General features: G+C 55.8%; 9 protein-coding genes. All 9 read left to right on the top strand.

Translation table 11 applies throughout. The features are described 5' to 3' along the window. Nucleotides 1-801 (top strand): CpaF family protein (locus QM579_RS14235; protein WP_414999786.1); only part of this gene is annotated, 801 nt, incomplete at its 5' end. 1 nt (nucleotide 802) lies between these two features. Beyond that, nucleotides 803-1,777: a type II secretion system F family protein gene (locus QM579_RS14230; protein WP_414999785.1), complete on the top strand. Its 975-nt coding sequence runs from the start codon at nucleotides 803-805 to the stop codon at nucleotides 1,775-1,777. 8 nt (nucleotides 1,778-1,785) lie between these two features. After that, the gene (locus QM579_RS14225; protein ID WP_414999784.1) at nucleotides 1,786-2,703 is read left to right on the top strand and encodes a type II secretion system F family protein; all 918 of its coding nucleotides are present in this window, start codon (nucleotides 1,786-1,788) and stop codon (nucleotides 2,701-2,703) included. Continuing rightward, nucleotides 2,703-3,734 carry a tetratricopeptide repeat protein gene (locus QM579_RS14220; RefSeq protein ID WP_414999787.1) on the top strand — a complete coding sequence of 344 codons (1,032 nt, stop codon included), beginning with the start codon at nucleotides 2,703-2,705 and terminating at the stop codon, nucleotides 3,732-3,734. The genes QM579_RS14225 and QM579_RS14220 overlap by 1 nt, the downstream gene beginning before the upstream one ends. Nucleotides 3,735-3,774: 40 nt before the next feature. Continuing rightward, nucleotides 3,775-4,272, top strand: a complete 498-nt coding sequence (locus QM579_RS14215) for a TadE/TadG family type IV pilus assembly protein (protein WP_414999783.1) — start codon at nucleotides 3,775-3,777, stop codon at nucleotides 4,270-4,272. Nucleotides 4,273-4,341: 69 nt separating this feature from the next. After that, nucleotides 4,342-4,854 (top strand): hypothetical protein, encoded by a 513-nt coding sequence (locus tag QM579_RS14210; RefSeq protein ID WP_414999782.1) that lies wholly within the window; start codon nucleotides 4,342-4,344, stop codon nucleotides 4,852-4,854. 4 nt (nucleotides 4,855-4,858) lie between these two features. After that, nucleotides 4,859-6,499, top strand: coding sequence for a hypothetical protein (locus QM579_RS14205; RefSeq protein WP_414999781.1), 1,641 nt, complete (start codon nucleotides 4,859-4,861; stop codon nucleotides 6,497-6,499). Nucleotides 6,500-6,596: 97 nt separating this feature from the next. Beyond that, on the top strand, nucleotides 6,597-17,942 hold the full coding sequence (locus QM579_RS14200; protein ID WP_414999780.1) for a putative Ig domain-containing protein: 11,346 nt from the start codon (nucleotides 6,597-6,599) through the stop codon (nucleotides 17,940-17,942). Nucleotides 17,943-18,087: 145 nt separating this feature from the next. Beyond that, on the top strand, nucleotides 18,088-19,983 hold a 1,896-nt coding region (locus tag QM579_RS14195; RefSeq protein WP_414999779.1), incomplete at its 3' end, for a TolC family protein.

Here is a 19,983-nt window from a genome sequence, read left to right as displayed (position 1 = left end):
GTCAACGTCATCACCCACCCCTTGGCTCTGGACGGAACCACCATATCCATACGCAAATTTTCGCGGCGCAAGCTCACCCTTGAGGCTTTGGCAGACGGGGGCGCCTTGTCGCACGAAATGGTGGAACTGCTCAGGCGGGCAATGGAAGCCAAGCTGAACATTATTGTTTCGGGCGGTACTGGCGCGGGTAAAACAACACTGCTCAACGCCCTTTCATTCAAGATCAGCCCCAGCGACCGCGTCATAACCATCGAAGACGCGGCGGAACTGCAATTGCAGCAGGAGCATGTAGTGCGCCTTGAAACGCGGCCTGAAAGCATTGAAGGCGGCGGGCAGATAAATCAGCGCGACCTGATGCGCAACGCTCTGCGCATGCGGCCCGACCGCATCATACTGGGCGAAGTGCGCGGTGGCGAATGCTTTGACATGCTGCAAGCTATGAATACGGGGCACGATGGTTCCCTGTGCACCGTACACGCCAACACGCCCCGAGACGCCGTTATGCGCCTTGAAAATATGGTGCTGATGGCCAACATGCAGTTGCCCCTGCCCGCTATTCGGCGGCAGCTTGCGGGCGCAGTTGATCTTATAGTGCAGATTGAGCGTATGCGTGATGGCGCGCGCAGGGTTGTTTCCATTGTCGAGATATGCGGCATGGAAGAGGAAGTCATACAGACGCAGGAACTGTTCAGCTTTCGTACCCATTCCATCGGAACATCCGGCAATGTCATCGGAGAGTTTTTAGGAAGCGGGCTGCGCCCCAGATTCTATACAGAAAAAAGCCATCTCTTTGAGGCATAGTATGCTGAATCTGCTTACCCTGCTGATATTTTTTCTGGTCTTTGTGGGCGTGTACACCGTGCGCGCCTTCAGCCGAAAGAAACTGCGCGAAGAGGCTATTGCTGAGAGAATGCAGCGTCTTGAGCAGCAAATTGCGCGGGAATGCCCGGCGCTGGATGAAAAAAGCGATGAATCCATCTCCATAGAAGCCGAAGGTTCTTCTTCCCGTTTTCCTGCCTTGGGGCGTTTGTACTACGGCACATTGAAGAACATCGACAGCTTGGGCTGGTCGGCAACCTTGCGCCTGCGGCTGCTGGCTACGGCTGTTCTTTCTCTGGTCTTTGGGGCTGTTGTGGGCCGCATGACTCCCGCCCCGTTGCTTGTAACTCTGGCTGGAGGGGCTGTTGTTTTTGTGGCGGTTTGCCTTGTGGGCTACCAAAGAGCCATGAGTGCCCACATCGCTGCTCTGGGGCGTGCTTTGCCTGAAGTTATTGATTCTATCGCACGCATCTGCCGTTCCGGTGTGCCCGTACAAAGTTCCTTTGTCATTGCCGCCGAAGAACTGCGCGGCCCCCTGTCGACGGAGCTGCAAGCTCTGGATCAATGGCTCAAGTTGGGCGTGCCCTTGCGGCAGGTGCTGCAGGAATCCGCCCGCCGGGTTCCGCTGCGGGAATATCGTTTTTTTGCGGTCATTCTCATGATCAGTCAGGAGTCTGGCGGCCGCCTTGCGGAAACTCTGGAGCGGCTGGCTTCGACCTTACGTTCGAGAGCGGAGCTGGCACTCAAGGTTCAGGCCAAAACGTCCGAAGCCCGCGCTTCTATCAAGATCGTTGCCATGCTTGTTCCCGGCGTGCTGGCTTATATGTATATGAGCGCGCCGCAGGACTTTCATTTTCTGTTCAGCGATGTCGCGGGCATCAAGGTGCTGTGTTATTCGGCTGCAAGCGTGCTGTCCGGGCTGGGCATAACCTGGCTTATGGTCAGGCGCATACAGTAGGTGCGTATATGATACTGACTCTGGTTATAATTCTGGCCGCTAACTGCATTTTTTGCCTCGCGGTGCTGCGTCGCCAGCAACAGCGCAATCCTCTCGTGGACCGTCTGAAAAAGCATGTGGAGGCTGACAGCGCAACCCCGGTGTCTGGCGTAGCTCCCGGTCTGGGGCAGACCAACCTTCCCGGATGGCTGGTGCGTCTGGCAGGGTGGGGTGAGGTTCTGGCTGGTAAGGGAAAGGGCCGGGAAAAGCTCGAGATACTGCTGGTTCAGGCCAGTTGGCGGCAAAGGGAAGCTCTGGGCCTGTTCATGCTGGTGAAGACGGTTCTGGGCGTGATTCTTGTGCTGGCCGTGCTCTTTTCAGGGGATCAGAAGGGTTTCAGCCTGAACACAGTGGCTCTGGTGCTTGGCTCATATTTTATGGGTGGTTTTTTGCCGGAGCTTGTGCTCAAGGCGCAGGTGGCCCGGCGTTTCAATGCCATCATGCGCAGTATGCCTGACGCTCTGGACCTTATGGTTATCTGCGCCGAGGCGGGTTTGCCATTTCCCCGCATACTCAAGGTTGTGGCGCGTGACCTCGAACTGAGCGCCCCGGAGCTGGCGGACGAGCTTGCCTTCACCAGCGCCGAATTGCAACTGCTGCCTGATCGCAGCAATGCTTTGCGCCACCTTGCCGAGCGCACGCGCGTGCCCACAGTGGAGAGTATGGTCTCTACGCTCATCCAGGCCGAGCGCTACGGAACGCCCTTGGCGCAGGCCTTGCGCAATATCGCTGAAGAAAGCCGCAATACCCTCATTCTCAGCCTTGAGGAAAAGGCGGGCAAGCTGCCCGCGAGGTTGAGCATTCCCCTGATGACATTGATTTTGCCCCCGGTGGTGGCGCTGGTCGCCACTCCGCCCCTCATGCGCGTGATAAGGAGTCTCATGTGATGAATATGCGTCGTGAAACCGCTGCTTTCTTGTTGCTTATTGGCTGCTTTGCCCTGTCTGGTTGCGCAACGTCCGGCAAAGGCGGGCAGGCCAGCCTGAGTGAAAGAACCTTCGCCCCCAAGGCACAGGCCGCGGCCAAGGGCGACCAGGAGATCGCGCCTGCCAAGGGTTTGCGGCTGGCGCGTTTGCTGCGGGAGCAGGGCCGGTTTGAAGGGGCATTGAGCATTTATTCCCGCCTTGATGAAAGGGGAAAGCTCAGCCCTCTTGAAAAGCTTGAATATGCCAGTGTGGCCTCGCTGGTGCAGCCGCCGCGTGAGACCCTGAACCTCTTTGTAAGTGCGCAAAGCGCCATTGAAGCCAAGGGCAGAGGAGTGAGCGACGCAGACAGGGCCGTTCTGCATACCGGGCTTGGCCGTGCTTACATGAGCTTGGGCCAGGCAGGTCCGGCCGAGCAGAATCTGCGCAAGGCCCTTGCGCTTTCGCCAAAAGATGTGGCGGCCATGAATGCCCTTGGCGTTTTGCTGGACGCAGGGGGCGAACACAAAGAGGCGCAGGTAATGCTGGAAAAAGCCAGTGAAGGCGCTCCGGCAGACGCGCGCATAATCAACAATCTGGCGCTTTCCTATGTGGCCAGCGGTGATATGGAAAAGGCTGAAATGCTGTTTAACAGGGCCAAAAGTCTTTCAGACAGCACTAGCATCAAGCTTAACCTGGCCTTCACAATGTACATGCGCAAACAGAAAGACCGGGCACGCGACGAATTGCTTGCCCTGATGCGTCCCAGCCAGGCAGAGGGTTTCATGACTTCTTTTGGCCAGATGCAACAACGCATCAACAAGGGCGCAACTTCAATGCCGATGGAAATGATGCTGGCAGCCAACAAGCTGGTGGAAATTCAACCTCCGACAGACGCGCCCAGCGAACCCATAATCGGCGAAATACATGAAAGCCGCGAAGTATCGAGCTACGACGGCCCGGCTACTCAGACCCCGGTACGCCGTGTTGCCCTTGACGAAAACGATTTGCCGTAAGCTTTGCGTACGCAGGTACACACAGGGAAAGGAGGAAAGCATGCACAGGCATTCACAGCGGGGCGTCATATCGGTTGAAGCGGCCTTTGCCTTTCCCTCTATTATTATGCTGGCCATGATCGCTTTTGAATTTGTCAACGTGGTTCTGACTATTGATATGGGCGACGTGGCCTTGCAGAGCGCCGTGCAGCAGGCGCGGCTTGAGGAGACCCTCACGGAAGATTCGTTTGAAAGCGTGGTGCGCAAGGGCATCGTAACATTGTCCCACGGTTATTTGACGCAAGACAACATCACCAATGTGGATGTACGCCGCTATTCTTCCCTCAGTACTCTGCGCAGTACCGGAGAAGAGGAAGATGCTGACAGCGCCAATGAAAAGGGCACCAAGGGCACAACGTTTCCGGCCTGGAAAGTGACGGTGGACATCCGCAAGCCATTTCTGACCCCGCTGCCAAGACTGATGGCTTATACTGAAAATGAATTTGAATATCGTTTTGAGCAGGTTCTCGGTTATTTACCAGAAACAAAGGACCAATGATCCGTGTCGCGCTCACGTAAAGAACGAGGCTCTCTCGCGGTTGAGGTCGCGCTTCTGATCCCGATCCTCATGTTTGCCGGATTGATCGCCGCAGACATGTTCAGAACGGCCATAGAGCGTACCCGGCTTGAAGAAACGGCCAGCAGTCTGGCCCTCAATCTTTCGGTCCAGAACACCCTGACCAAGGACGGGCTGGACGCGCTGACCGAAATCGTCATGCAGGGGCATACCGAAGACCAGGACATTCTCATCATGAATGTCTACTTGTCCGGGCGCATCAACTGGCTGCTGGAGAGGGGCGGATCTGAGGGATTGTGCGAGCCTTCATCCGATGGCCGCTACTATACGGCAGAGCTGCCCGAAGATCCGCCGGATGATGAGAAGAACAAGTCTGATAAAGAGTCTGCCACTTCTTTTGTGATTGTGAAGGCCTGCCGCGATACGTCGAAGATGTTCAGTTATGGCGGCATCCAGTGGCCGGACTATCTGCAGGTGGAAAGCCTGTACCGGGCCCGGCACCAGAAAATCGAACTGGATGAGAGCCTGCAAGAAGAAAACCGGATAGCCGGTAGCGAGGAGTAGGAAGATGAAGCGTGCCACGTTTAGCATATTCTTGCAGCGACTGTTGCGCGGCGGCAAACAAAAACGCCGCAGCGCGGCGCGTTCGCAGGCCGGGGCCGGGGCCGTCACCGTCGTGGGATTTCTCGGCGCCTGCATTGCCGTGGTGGCCTTCGCGGTGGACAGCACGCGTATGACTTCTGACAGCGCCCAACTCAAGCACGCCACCGATGCTGCGGCCATAGCCGTTGCCCAGTCCTATGCCAAGGATCCCACAACCAACGTGAATGAAATGGCAGAAAGGTACATCAAGGCCAACCTGGGTACGGATTCCAGCCAGCTTGGCAAGGATATAGAAATCAGCGTCACCCCTATGACCTGGGAAGAATATGACGGTTTCAGGGTCACGGCCGTTTTCAAGGCAAAGCCGGTGGCAATGGGCGGGCAGATTACCCCCGTTGAAGTGTCTTCGGCCGCGGTGGCAGTATACAATCCTTTGGAAATAGCGCTGGTTCTGCCCAATACGTTAACAGAAGACGAAGGTGAGCTGGCGGTGTTGCGCCGCCTGAGCAAAGAGTTTGCCTCAAGTCTTATTGAAGACAGGCCTGACCGCTGGATGGCCCTTGTGCCTTATAGCCAGACCGTCAACGTCTATGACCGTAAAAACACCAACCGCATACGTGAGTGGGCTGAATCATCAGCACTGAAGCCCGTGGAGCTGACCTCTCTGTTTATGCGCAACAGTTATGGCATAAGCAACCTCGCCAGCCGCCGCATGCCTGACCTGCAAAAAGAACTTCTGGGCGTCTACCGTGGCCTGAATATTGGCGACAACTACTTTTGGACAAAACCGCCTGCGGCTTCGTTCAAGGTACATTATAGGCACGACCTGCCCATCAACGCGCCACAGATGCCCTATATCCAATGGACAGGCCCCAATCCTGATTTCGGTGAGGCCACGGGCGTAGCCGACACCCGCTACATTGTGGCGGACAAGGGCTGCCCCGCCGCGCCGCTGTTGCCTTTGACCAATGACATGAATGCCATAATCAAGCGTCTTGGCGAAATGAAGAGCCAGTTCAACGTTAACTACGCTATCGCGATGGGCTGGGGTGCAATGGCGCTTTCGCCTGCCTTCAGAGGATCTGGCGGCTGGGGCGATCTGGAACATCCCCTGGATTTCAGCAGCAAAACCAACACGAACATCAAGGCCATTGTCATGCTGGCCAATACAATGGGCAATTGGTTCGATTCCGACGCCTATAATTTTTACGTAGGGCAGGATTCTGCCAGCGATAGTTCAAGCCAGAGCGGTTCAACCGATCCCGATGATACGTCTACAGGCGATCCCAAAGATGAGGGCAATACAGAAGCCAAGGTTTATGGCCCTGTGGCAAAGCGCTTCAAAAACCTCTGCCTGAGTTTTCGCCAGAAAGACATCCTTTTTTACTTCATTGGCGTGCGCCCGGGCGACCCTGAGGATTATGGCCGCGCCATCTTTGGTAAGTACGGTTATCCCGGCCTGCTGTTCTGCGAAAGCAGCTCCGGCGATGTGGGCTTTGTGAACGCCGATTCATTCGCTTCGGGCGAGGGCTATATCCGGGAAAGGCTGGAAAAGATCGCCGCCAGTCTTGAAAACAAAAGCAGCTTTGCGCGTCTGGTGGAATAGCAACTGATGCGCGCCCGCGAAAAGCCGATGGCGCAGCGCAGAATTTTTCCGCATCCACAAGCCGTATATAGAAATAATCCGTAACAGGAGCAACGAGATGAAAAAATCCGCACTTTCCACCAGTTCTGGTCTGGCTCTGGCCCTGGAACCGCGAATGATGTTTGACGGAGCCGCCGTGGCCACAGCCGCCGAGGTGGCTGCGCAAGCGGAGCCGGTTGCTCTGGCCGCAAATAGCGCCGATGCTCCGGGGGTTACCGCCACCGGCAACGATCCCTCGGTCAGCATTGATGAGCACGGTACGGCTGCAGCTGATGTTGATCTTTTCAGTGGCGTGTCAGTCCATTCTGACAGCAATAACGAAGCTCTTTCAACGCTTGTAATCACTGTGGATACATATGGTGACGGCCATGCCCTGGTCATTGACGGCACAGCCATCGCCTTGACTCCTACTTCCGCGCCCGGTGAGACCGCCAATGGATACTATAGCTATTCAGTGGAGATTACGGGTGGCAAGGCCAACATTACCATCTATCTGGATAATGGAGACAATTCTCCCTCCGCCGTGGCCAGCCTGATCGACGGCATTTCTTACCGGGTTGTCGACGGTTCCAAGGTTACGGGCGGCTCTGTCAGTGTGACCCTGACCAGTCTGTCCGACTCTGGTGACGACACGGCTGACCTGAACATTGCATCTACCATAGCTGTAAATAGCAGCTTCAATATTGCCCCTGATCTGGACAACAGGGACGAACTCACCCTGTCGGAAACCATCTATGGAACCAACCTCGGCAGCGCGGTAGACGTGGCCTATTCCTCTGATGGCAAGTACGCCTATGCGGCAGACAGCTCCGGCCATATTTCGGTTTTCAGCGTGAGCTCCAGCGGGCAGTTGACGGAAATACAGTCGCTCAGCGGTGTGGCCGACCTCGGCAGTGTGAACGGGCTGGCCCTTAATGAAGCGCAGTCAACGCTGTATGCGGTCAACGGCGGCAAGCTCGTGATTTTGGACATCCACTCCGACGGTAAGTTGCAATACAAGCAAACAGTAGATCTTCAGAACCCTGCGTACGACGTCTATGTGTCGCACGACGGCAAACAGGTCTATCTGAACAGCCAGTACGATGGCATGTATGTGTACAATGTCGATGACAATGGCCAGCTTGCCTATAGTGGCGGGCATTTTAGCGAAAGTGGAGTCGGGCGGCAGACGACCGTGGTGACATCCGGGGAATATTTGTTTGCCACAGGCAGTGGCAGCATGTGGGTTTATTCCCGCAACCTCACCACGGGCGAACTGAGCCTTGTAAGCCAGATAAGCACTGGCGTTACTGAGTCCGTTGCTGCCATGCGCACCTCGACAGACGGTTCCAGAGTTTTTGTGGCCTACGGTGGCAAGCTCGTCACATATTCTTTTGGCAGCGGTCAGCTGACCAAGCTTGGAGAAGCAAGTGCTACCGGCATCACTGATATGGAAGTTGGCAGTGATGGAACCCGTCTCTATGTAAGCACCTCTTCCGGTTCAGTGCAGATTTACACGGTAGACTCTAGCGGAAGCCTTTCCCTGAGCGGGCAGGCGACCGGTCTTGAAGGGGCAAATGCCCTGAGCCTTGATGCTGATGGCAATGTGCTGGTGGGCGGTAAAAACATCGCCTTGCTGGTTGCGCACAAGACTGGTTTGTATGGCAGCGAAATTTCGTTTGCCGATGGTCTCACGCTTTCTGACGCCAACTATGATGTGCTGAACAGCGGGCTGGGAAATTATGGCGGCGCAAAAATCACTATAGAGCGTGAGGGCGGTGCCAACGCTGAAGACAGTTTTACATTTGCCAACAGCAGCGGCTACGCGCTTAACGGCAATACCGTGCAGGACAGTGAGGGCAAGACGCTCGCCACGGTGACCAATACTGGTGGAAAACTGACTGTAACCTTTGCCGACGGAGTCACCAAGGGCCAGGCCAATGCCATTCTGCACCAATGGCGCTACACCAACGATACCGTGGTTGAAGGCGGCACAGCGGTGAGCCTGAAAATTGTGGCCAACGACGGCAAGGCTGACAGTGAGGCCATTACAGTTGCCCTGAGACTAGGCATCAATACCGCCCCTGATGTATCGGCTACGCCTGTGTCGCAGGGGCCGTATACGTCGTCTGGCGCTGAGGTAAACCTGTTTGTCAACACAACGGTTAATGCTGGTGAGGCTGGGCAAACGCTTGCAGAGCTGCAATTTACCATAAGCGGTATTTCTGATGCGGCAACTGGTGAATATATCAAGGTGGACGGCAGCACCATTGCGCTGAATAAAAATGCCACAGGCACCACCAGCGGCGGCTATATCTATACCTATACGCTTTCCGGCGGCATTGGCACTTTGTCCATCACACAGACTTCCGGCATGAGCGCCTCAGGCCTGGCAACCTTGGTGAATGGTGTAAAGTATGGCTACTCGGGCAGTGACGGGGTTGCAGGCACACGAACATTCACCGTCACCCACATCAAGGATACAGGCGGCACTGACAACAGCGGGCAGGACAGTAGTGTTCTTGATGTGGCGTCCACCCTTACTCTGGCCGTTAACAGCGCCCCTTCGCTGGATATCGACAGCGGCAATACCGATCCGGCAGTTTTTTACAATGACGGCAAGCTTGCGGGCTTCAACGATTATGTGAACGAAATAGATATCTCTGCTGACGGTAAAACCGTGGTCGTTTGCGGAACAAGCGGTGGAAATGGTGGCGGCAGCGGTACCTTGTATGTTTTTGCACGCGACGTTGCCACTGGCGAACTGACACTCGTACAGTCGTTCTCTTTGGGCGCATCAGGATTGAATGTGAACGGGCTGACGTCATTCACAAGCTCGGTCATCTCTCAGGACGGAAAAATCCTGTATGTGGCAGCTTGCGAAGTTCAAGACGGTAATTGGGGGGCGGTGAACTATCCGTCCACTTCGGCAGGCATTCTTCTATTCAGCCGTGATTCGGCAACAGGTAATTTCGTTTTCAAGGGAGTACAGGCACAGCAAGGGGTAAGCGGCGTAGACGGCCTTGGGAAGGTCATCAGCGAACTGGTGCTCTCCAACGACGGCAAATTTCTCTATACGGCCAATGGCCTTCTCATGAATCACAGCAGTGCCAGCCAAAGCGCTATTACGATTTTTTCCATTGATGCAGCAGATGGATCTTTAGGCTATGTAGGTACGCATTCTGGTGGCAGTGCGGCCTCGGGTATATATAATCCCAGCAATATTGTTCTGTCATCTGATGGAAATTATGCGTATGTGTCAAATTCTTCTGGAAATTGCATTGGTATCTTTGCACGCAACTCCGCTACTGGTGGTTTGACTTACATAGCAACTGTCAATGAAGCGTATATCAATGCAGACAGCGACGGTTCAACGTGGGTGAACGGCTCTCTTTCCACCTTGCAAGACATCGTCATCACACCTGACGGAAATTTTGTTTATGTCAGCGCGGCGGTAAACGGCGGCAATAAAATTTCTGTTTTCAGCCGTGATGCGGGCACCGGCGCGCTGCATTTTGTGGAATCATTTGCAGTGACCGGATTTACGTTTGTGCGCGAACTGGTTGTATCTGCTGACAGTTCCACCCTGTACGTTGGTGGCTATGGGGCAAGCAGCATTCAACTGTACTCCATCAATCCCAATACTGGTAAGCTGAATCTTTCCAGCACACTGGCTCTTAGTGGGCAAGCCGGACATATTGTGGTCAGCCCTGACGGAAAGAATATCTATGGCGGCACATACAATATTAGCTCGGGACTCCAGATCGCCAGTGCCATGCCAGTGGTGGTGTTCAACGGTTCTGAAGTGGTCATCGGCAGCGGCATTACCATATCTGACCCGGACTACGACACTGCCGGAAATTACGCAGGAACCTCAGTAACCATAGAACGTAGCGCCGGGGCCAACGCTGCGGATGCTTTCGGCTTTGCAAACAACACCTCGCTGAAGCTCGATAGCGGCAAGATTTTGTATAACAATGTGGAAGTAGCCACATTTACCGTCAGTGGTGGAAAACTTGCCCTTACTTTTACGGGCAGCGTGACGGGTGACGTTGCCAATCAGGTTCTGCACCAAGTCACCTACAAGGGCAGCACAACACTGGCCTGCACAGACTTTACCGTTACAGTGACGGATGCCCCCGGCAAATCAGCTTCAGGCAAACTTGCCATCATGTACGAAGGCCCCAACAGTGCGCCCGTACTCGCCAATACCGCGTACACGCTGGGCAGCGGCGCGGTGGACACTGCCTACAGTGTGCGTTTGCCTGCGGGTCTGTTTACGGACGCCGACAATGACAAACTCACCTGGAGTGTAAGCGGGTTGCCTGCGGGCTTGAGTTTCAATGTCGATACCCGCGTCATTTCCGGCACGCCTACGGCGTCCGGCCTGTATACTGTAACCATAAAGGTGACAGACCCGGATGGCCTTGAAGCCAGCCACACAGTCAAAATCAGAATCAGCAGCCCTACTGATCCCGGCCTCAATGCAGACGCCGTGGGCGGCAGCTATCCCATCAATGCGGGCGGCACCCCCACAGGAAGCGATGTCGACCTGTTCGCAAACGTCAGCATCACGAAGGATACTTCCGATCAAAGCCTCAGCAAGCTTGTAATCACTGTGGATACGTATGGCGCGGAGCATGCGCTGATTATCAACGGGCAGATTGTGTCCCTGACCGCAAAGGATTTCACACAGATAGGCGACTACGGCTACAGCGTTGCCATTCAGGGCGGCAAGGCGATTATAACCATTGATCTCTACGAAAAAGGTGATGACCTCGCCGCCGTGCAAAGCCTTATCGACAGCATGGCCTACCGTGCCCTGGACGGGACAAAGATACAGAGCGGCGTCATTGGTGTGACCCTTACCAGTCTGTCTGACATCGGCGATTCCGCCACTGGCGGTGCGGAAGACGTTACCCGTCTGGACATCACGTCCAAGATTACCATTGCCAGCGAATTTAACATGCCCCCCGACGTAGTGGACAAGGGCAGCCTTGATCTGGCCCAGATCATCTACGGAACCGGACTCAGTGATGTGCGTGAGGTAGCCTGGTCGGCCGATGGCAAATACGCCTACGCAGCTGACAGCAATGGCAACCTGTGCGTGTTTGAAGTGGGGGCCAATGGCAAACTCAAGGAAGTACAGAGCCTGCCTGATGTGCCGGGCCTTGATGGCTTCACCGATATGGCTGTTAATGACAAGGCGTCAGCGCTCTATGTCATGAACGGCGACAAGATTGTAGTGCTGAAAATCGGGGCAGAGGGCAAACTTGGCGACGCCCAGAGCGTGGATGTAAGCATTCTTAAAACGCCCGAATGGAATCCGGATGGATACGAAGCTTCAACTCAGGGCGTGAAGCTTGTGGTGTCCGATGACGGCACCCAGGTCTATGTGACCACTTCATATGAAGGCCTGTACATCTTCAAGGTGGATGATACCAGCGGCCTGGTTGCGGTGCAGTATCTGGACGACAATACCAACGTGACCTCCGTGTATTCCAAGGGCGATTATGTTTTTGTAGGGGCCGGGGGCTTTGAATCCACAATCACCGTGTACAAACGGGCTGTGGATGGCACGCTAAGTGTTGTGGACAGCGTGGCCATTGACATGTGGAACTGGTCGCCCAACTTCAAGTTTGAAACCTCGGCTGACGGCTCCACCTTTTTTGCGGGTTACATTTCTGACGGCGAAGGCAAGGTGTTTGTGTATTCCTTTGCCGAGGGCCGCCTGACGCTTCTCAGTGAAGCCTCCATGCCCGACCTGGCAAGCATGCAGATCAGCGATGACGGTAAAACGTTCTATGCCGGATTTTCGGACGGAACCCTGCGGATTTACTCCGTGGATACGGGCGGTGCGTTAACACTTACGCGCACGATAACCGGCCTTGACGGAGCCAGCTCTTTAAGCCTTTCTGCCGACGGCGATATCCTGGTTGGCGGGAAGGGCATAGCCCTGTTAAGCGCCACGCGTATGGGCCTGTACGGCGATAATATTTCCTTCGCCGATGGGATAACGCTTTCTGACGCCAATCTTGACCTGCTGAACAATGGCGCAGGCAAGTATGACGGTGCAAGCGTCACTGTTCAGCGCGCAGGCACTGCCAGCAGCGACGACGTTTTTTCCTTTAAGGATGGCAGTGGCTATACGCTCAGCGGCAGCGACATCATGAAAAATGGCGAAAAGGTCGCCACATTCAGCAACAGTGGCGGCGTGCTGACCCTGACGTTCGCCGGCGAGGCCACAAAGGCTGATGCCAACGCCATTTTACAGCAATGCCGTTACCGCAACCAAAGTGCCCTGGCGTCTGAAAATGCCATATCACTGACCCTGACTGCCAGTGATGGAGAAAAATCCAGTACTCCCTTGGGCATTACGCTTTTGCTTGGCATAAATACCGCCCCTGAACTGACAACGACTCCCAAAAACAACGGCACCTATACCACTGTGGGTGCAGAAGTGCAGGTCTTCAGCAAAACCTCTGTGGACGCTGGCGAAACCGGGCAGGGCATTACCGAACTGCGGTTTACTGTCGACGGTCTTTCCGGCGGCGCTGCGGGCGAATACATCAAGGTGGACGGCACAACCATCAGCCTGGGCAGCAATGCCAGCGGCACAACTGCAAGTGGCTATACCTATACTTACACAGTTACAGGCGGCACAGGCACGCTGACCATAAGTCACGCCAGCGGGATGGGCGTCAAGGCCGTGGCCGCTCTGGTGGATGGTATTGTCTACGGTACTTCCAGCGCCGATGCTGCTTCCGGCACGCGCACCTTCACCATAAGTCACATCAAGGATAGCGGTGGTACGGCAGGCGGCGGCGCTGACAGCAAGGAGCTTTCCGCCGCGTCGTCGGTCACCGTGGCCATAAACCTGCCACCTGATCTTGACGCGGGCAACAGTGACCCGGATAGCGGTTTTTACTACAGCGACGGGACGCTGCACGGATATGACGGTTACGTGTCTGACATCATTGTTTCCGAAGACGGCAAAACGGTGATCGTCAGCGGCAACAGCGGCAGCAATAATGGCGGATCAAGTTCGCTCATGGTCTACGCCCGCGATGTGCAGACAGGCAAGCTGACACTGTTGCAGACCTTTACTCAGGGCGTAAGCGATAACCCCGCGACCACGGCTATTGAGATCAACGGTCTGAACCAGATATCCACCATGACCATATCGGCGGACGGCGGCAGACTTTATGTGGCCGGATACGCCGCCAACGGTTCTGCCTCGGCCTATTCCATAACCCTGTTTACCCGTAATGCAGACACTGGCCTTCTCACGGCCGTGGGCATTGTGGCTTCACAGGGCGTCGGCGGCGTGAACGGTCTTGACGCTGCGGTTTCTTCCATAGTTCTTTCTGCTGACGGCAAATCCCTCTACACAGTCAACGGCACCACAGCCATACACGGCACTACCGGGCAGTCTGACCTTACGACATTCAGCGTCAAGGGCGATGGCACCTTGAGCTATGTGGGTGTCTACACCGGGGGCAGCGGTGCGCCGGAAGTATTCAATCCCAGCGGACTGGTCATTTCATCTGACGGCAAGAACGTGTATGTGGCCAACGCTTCAGGATCATCCGTAGGCGTATTTTCGCGCAATACTGATACCGGAGCGCTGACATACCTGGGCGTCATCAACAAGACAACCATTGCAGGAGACAGCAACAGCGGAAGCCAGCCCAGCGACGACCGTTATCTGGAAGCGCTGCAGGATATTGTCATTACTCCGGACGACGGGTTCGTTTACGTCGCCTCTGGAACAATGGGCATGGTTTCCGTTTTCAGCCGTGACCCTGCATCGGGCAGCCTGACCTATGTGCAGTCATTCAGCGCTGTTAGCTTGAGCGGTATCATGCTGCGCGATCTTGCGGTGTCGTCCGATGGTAAATTCCTCTATGTCGGAACCTACGGGAGCAACAAGATTCTGGTTTGCTCCATTGATGAAGACAGCGGAGCGCTGTCGCTGAACAGCACATTTACAGCTGCGGGCACGGGAGGCAGCGCTCACCTTGCAGTCAGCTCAGACGGGCTGAGCCTGTACAGCGGAACATATGCCTTTTTTCCCGGCTTGAGTATGGGCTCGGCCATGCCCGGAGTGAAATATTCTGGTTCAGAAGTGCTCATTGGTAAGGACATGACCATATCTGACCCGGATTTTGAAAAAACGGGCAACTATTCCGGCTTGAGCGTCAGTTTTGAGCGAGCCTCTGGGGCTAGTGCCGACGACGTGTTTGGTTTTCAGGCCGCCAACAATCTTACACTCGAAAGTGGAAAGATATTGCTCAATGGGGTGGAGGTAGCCACATTTACGGTCACTGACGGCAAACTTGTGGTTACCTTTGCAGCGCAAGCTGGAGTTAACGGAACGGTGGTCAACAATGTTCTGCACCAGATTACCTACAAAAATACCAGCAACACCTTCACCTCGCTGACCGTTACAGTAGGCGACGGTGAAAAATCTGTTTCAAGCTTTATTGCTCTGGTTGAATCCAATGCCGCACCGAGCTTGAAGGCTACCCCTTCTGGCGGCACCTATGCCTTTGATGAAAGCAGCACGCCCCCCGCAGAGGGCATCAAACTTTTCGGCAACGTCAAGGTTGGCCTTGGCGACGATGATGAAGCCCTGAAAGATCTTGTAGTTACGGTAGACAAATCCGGTTCGGCGCACACCATTGTGATCGACGGCACGGCAGTGGCCCTTACCAATAACAACAGCCTTGTCACCAGCAATGGATATACCTGCGCTGTTTCTGTAGTTGATGGCAAAGCCACAATAACCATTTCGCTGAACGGCAAGTCTGTTGACGCAGTGAAAACACTTGTTGAAGGCATGCGCTACAGCCGCAGTGCAGAAAATCTCGTGCGCGAAAGCGTCACCGTAACGCTGACCAGCCTGTCTGACACTACGGACACCACAGCGCGCAATATCAGCGCTGTGGTGTCCGTCTATGTGCCCAACCGTGCCCCGGCAGTTGCAGATCCCGCCTACACTCTGGGAGAAAAAGCCTCTGCCGACAAGGGTGCGGTTTACTCTGTCACATTGCCTGAAAGCCTGTTCAGTGATCCTGATGGCGACAGTCTGACCTGGAGTGTGATGGTCAAACTGCCTGGCGGGACGGAATTTGTTTCGCTGGCTGAGGCCGGGCTGAGTTTTAATGCCGCCACGCGCACCATTTCGGGAACGCCTTCCCTGTCTGGCACGCTTACCTTTGCAGTCTCTGTCACAGATGCCGCTTCGGACGCGCCCAAAACAGCCACGCACGAGGTTACTCTTGTTGTGGCAAATCTGCCGCCAGCATTTGTGGATGGAACATCCTTACCGCCTTTGCCCAAGGGGGCGGCAGGCTCGGTTAACCTGAATGATCTGGTGAACAATCCTGCTGACGGCGACACGCTCACCTGGGCGCTCACAGGCGGTACTTCCCTGCCCGCAGGCTTGACCCTGAATGCTGACGGAACCATCAGCGGTATGTCCGCCATAAGCGGTACCTATACATTTGAAGTAACTGTGACGGATTCGGACACCAACAATCCCGGTTCAGCCACAAAAACAATAACGCTTACGGTTGAAAACAGCGTGCCTACCTTTAATGGTGCTGATTACGCGGGATATCAGCTTCCTCAGGCAGTTGAAGGCGCGGCTTATTCCCCCATAGTCCTGCCCGCCGACATGTTTAAAGACATCAACGGCGATGCGCTTACGTGGAGCGTTTCCGGCCTGCCTGATGGATTGAGTTTTAATCCTGCCACCCGCACCATTTCTGGTACTCCGGCAGAAGTGAGCGCAACCGTAACCATAACAATCACTATAACGGCTACAGATCCCGATGGCGCTTCTGCCAGCCACAGCCTTACCCTGACCGTGCGTGACAACACCGCTCCAGTTCCCTCGGATGTTCCGCTTGCCCCCGCCCGTGAAGGTGCGCCCTATACCTTGCGGTTGCATGACATATTTACCGATGCGGAAGGGGATGCCCTCACCTATTCGGTAACCTCACTGCCCGAAGGTCTTGCCTTTAATGCGGCTACGGGAACCATCACGGGAAGACCCGTGGTAACGGGTTCCAACAGCATAACGGTCACGGCTACAGACGCGTATGGCAAGTCGGTCAGCCACACCTTTGCGCTTACTGTTGAGGTTAACGGCCTGCCTGCTGCTTCGGACGTTTCTTTCACACCACCGCAAGCCACTGAAGGCGAAGACTATTCCCTGACCCTGCCGGAGAACCTCTTTACCGATCCGGATGGCGACAATCTCAGCTTGAGTGTTTCCGGCCTGCCGGAGGGGCTCAGCTTTGATCCTGCTACAGGGCGCATCAGTGGCACGCCCTCGGGTTCGGGAACCTTTACCATTGTCATTACAGCTACTGATCCCTCTCTTGCCTCGGTAAGCCGTTCAGTCACTCTGGTGGTTGAAGCAGCCCCCATCACGGTTCTGCCGCCAGTACGCGAGAACACGGTCATACCCGCTATGGCGGAATATTCCGTTGACGGGGGTGGCTCGCTTGCTTCGGGTTCCGGCGCTACGGCAGCTACGGAACCTTCAGGTATATTTGATGAAGAGTGGCAGAGTAGTGCCGTTATGAGTGACGTGGCACATGTATGGGCCTCGGTTGACGCCATGTGGAACGAAGATGCCCGGCGTCAGGGCTATGGCGATACACGAGTCCGTGAAAGCCGTGCCGACACCCATGCGGACGCCTCTGCCGCACAAAGAACCGTGCCGGGTCAGGTCAATTCCAACTGGGGGTACGACGTTGCCGGTAACCGTTACATGGCAGCCCTGCCGCAGGCCGCGCACCGCGCCATAAATGGAGAAATCAGCGGATATACGCTGGTTTATGCAGATTCGGGCAAGGATGCCAGCGGCGAGTTCCGGTTTGACGCCAGCGCATGGGCTCTGGTTTCACCTGGCTTCAAGGCTCCGGGCCATGTGCGGCTGCTGCTTGTGGTCACCACTGTGGACGGCAAAACAGTACGCATTCCGGTTGAGGTGAAAAGCCAGGCGCACGCTCTGAGCATTCCTGCGGCTTCCGCTATTTCTAGCACGGCTGATCGTGAACCTGTTGTTACGCCCATAGCGGCATCGGCTGCCACAGGGGGCACGGCGATGGTCGGACGCAGCGCAACTGTGTTGTCACAGGTCGGGTTGAGTGTAGCCGGGGTCGGCACGCTGGAATCTGGCATACAGGACCACACAGCCTTGTTTGCCATGCAACAGGCCGACACGCCTTTAACCCCCAGTGAAAATTTCAGGTTTTCTATGGAAATAGCAGGACAGGCGGGTGAAACTGTTGGCAAACCTGCCCTCGGAAGCCTGCTGCGCATGAGCCTTGATAATTCCCTTGCTGACCAGTCAGCGGCTTCTTCACGCGATGCCGCCAGGGCTGCTCCTGAAGTTTTGAGCGCCTAGGCATGCGGCACTGAACCTCTGCGGGACCACCAATATTTCAGCCACGCGACAAGTTCGCCCGGCCCCATAAAGGCCGGGCGCGGCGGGTGATCCCGGCAGGGTGAGGCAAGCTGTTTCAACCTTTAATCTTGGTGAAAGGAAGATAATGAAGATTCCATCCACTGCCGGATTGCGGCGTCCCGTCATGGCGGTTTTGCTGGCCTTGCTCATGTCTGCCTGCTCGGTGGCCCGGCCGCCAGCCTTGTCTAATGACGATCTTATGGCACTGACCAAGTCTGACCAGCTTGCTATGTACAGCAATCAGGAAGCCATTTCTGGCCCTATTACAGAGGACGAGGCCATAGCCAGAGCGGTGAAATACAATTTGCGCCACCGTCTGGCCTTGATGGAAAAAGCTCTGGAAGACGATTTGTCAGACGTGAAGAGCTTCAACATGCTGCCCAAACTGGTAGCGGGCGCAGGCTACAAGGTGCGTGACAACGAAGACGCCTCGTCCAGCGAATCAATCTATACAGGCAAGCAATCTCTGGAGCCGTCCAAGAGCCGCCAGAAAGAGGAAACCACTGCTGACCTGGACATGACCTGGAGTATTCTGGATTTCGGCTTGAGCTATGTGGAAGCCAAGGCGCAGGGTAACAAGGCCCTTGCAGCGGAGGAACGCCGCCGCCGCGCCATTGGCGATATAGTGCGCCAGACTCGCGCTGCTTATTGGGCTGCCATTTCAGCAGAAAAAATGCGCAACGAAGTTGCTGAAACCCTTGTGCAGGCCAACGGCGCGTTAGCCCAGTCGCGCGAAGCGCAGCAACGCCGTTTGCTGGCTCCTGTAGCCGCTCTGCGCTATCAGCGTGATCTGTTGAACCTGCTGCGCCAGATTGAACAGCTGGATAACGAACTTGCCAAGGCCAAGGCTCAACTGGCCGCGCTCATGAATCTTGCCCCCGGTACGGAATTTACCCTTGCCGCTGCTCCAGACGGACTGCGCAAGCCTGAACTGGCCTATTCGCTTGAAGATCTGGAAGTTCTGGCCATGATCCGCCGTCCTGAGCTGCGTGAAGAAAGCTACCTGGCCCGCAATACTGTGCTGGAAACCAGAATGTCCATCCTCAAGATGTTCCCCAACGCTTCCCTTTTCGGCGGGTTGCACCACAGCAGCAACAAGTTTCTGGTCAATCCCAACTGGGCCAGCGCTGGCGCGCAGGTAAGCTGGAATCTGCTGAACCTGTTCTCGCTGCCCTCTGTGCTCAAGGCCGGAGATTCGCGGGAAGCCGTGGGCGAGCTGCGCCGTCAGGCCATGCGCATGACCGTGCTTTCTCAGGTGCATGTGGCGTGGCATCAGCGTCTGTATGCCCAAAAGGCTTTTGAAAGAGCCAATGAAATGAGCAGCCTGCAAACCGCCATTGACCGTCAGGTGAGCAATGCGGCTGCCAGCAAGGCCGAAACCCAGTTGGAACTGGTGCGCACCAAGGTTGAAACCCTTCTGGCCCGCCGGGCGCGCGACCTCAGCTATGCGGAAATGCAGAATGCCCAGGACGCCATATATCAGGCCGTGGGTATGGACAGCATTCCCGAAAAGGTGGCTGACCTTTCCCTGCAGGGGTTGTCCACGGCCATTGCCCAGCAGGGCCGCAAGAATGAAGAAGGCCGCCTGTATGTTCCGGCCTTGCCCGAAAAACCCTATGCGGCGGCGGAAACTCCCAATGTCGGCAAGCCTGAACAAGACAAACCCGCCATTGTGGGCGTGCCGCTGCCTGAACCCGTTGCAACCGGCAGGCCTGTAGCCGCAAATCCTTCCGTAGCACCCGTGGGGTATACCCCGTATCAGCCAGCTCCGGTTGCTCCTGCTGTGGCGGCATCCCTGCCTGCAGGCCAGACGCATACCCCTATGCAGCCTGCCGGGTATCAGCCGCCAATGTCTCAACCTGCTGCTCTTTCCGCTTCTGCGGCCTATCCTGCGCCGTCTGTCGCCCCTGCCGCAGCCAATGCCAACATGAATCCCGCCGTGCATCTGGTGCGTGGCCAGCCGTGGGACAGCCTCGGTTCG

Source organism: Desulfovibrio sp. (genome assembly GCF_047607245.1).
Lineage (GTDB): Bacteria > Desulfobacterota > Desulfovibrionia > Desulfovibrionales > Desulfovibrionaceae > Desulfovibrio.
This window is presented reverse-complemented; position numbering and strand designations above follow the sequence as displayed.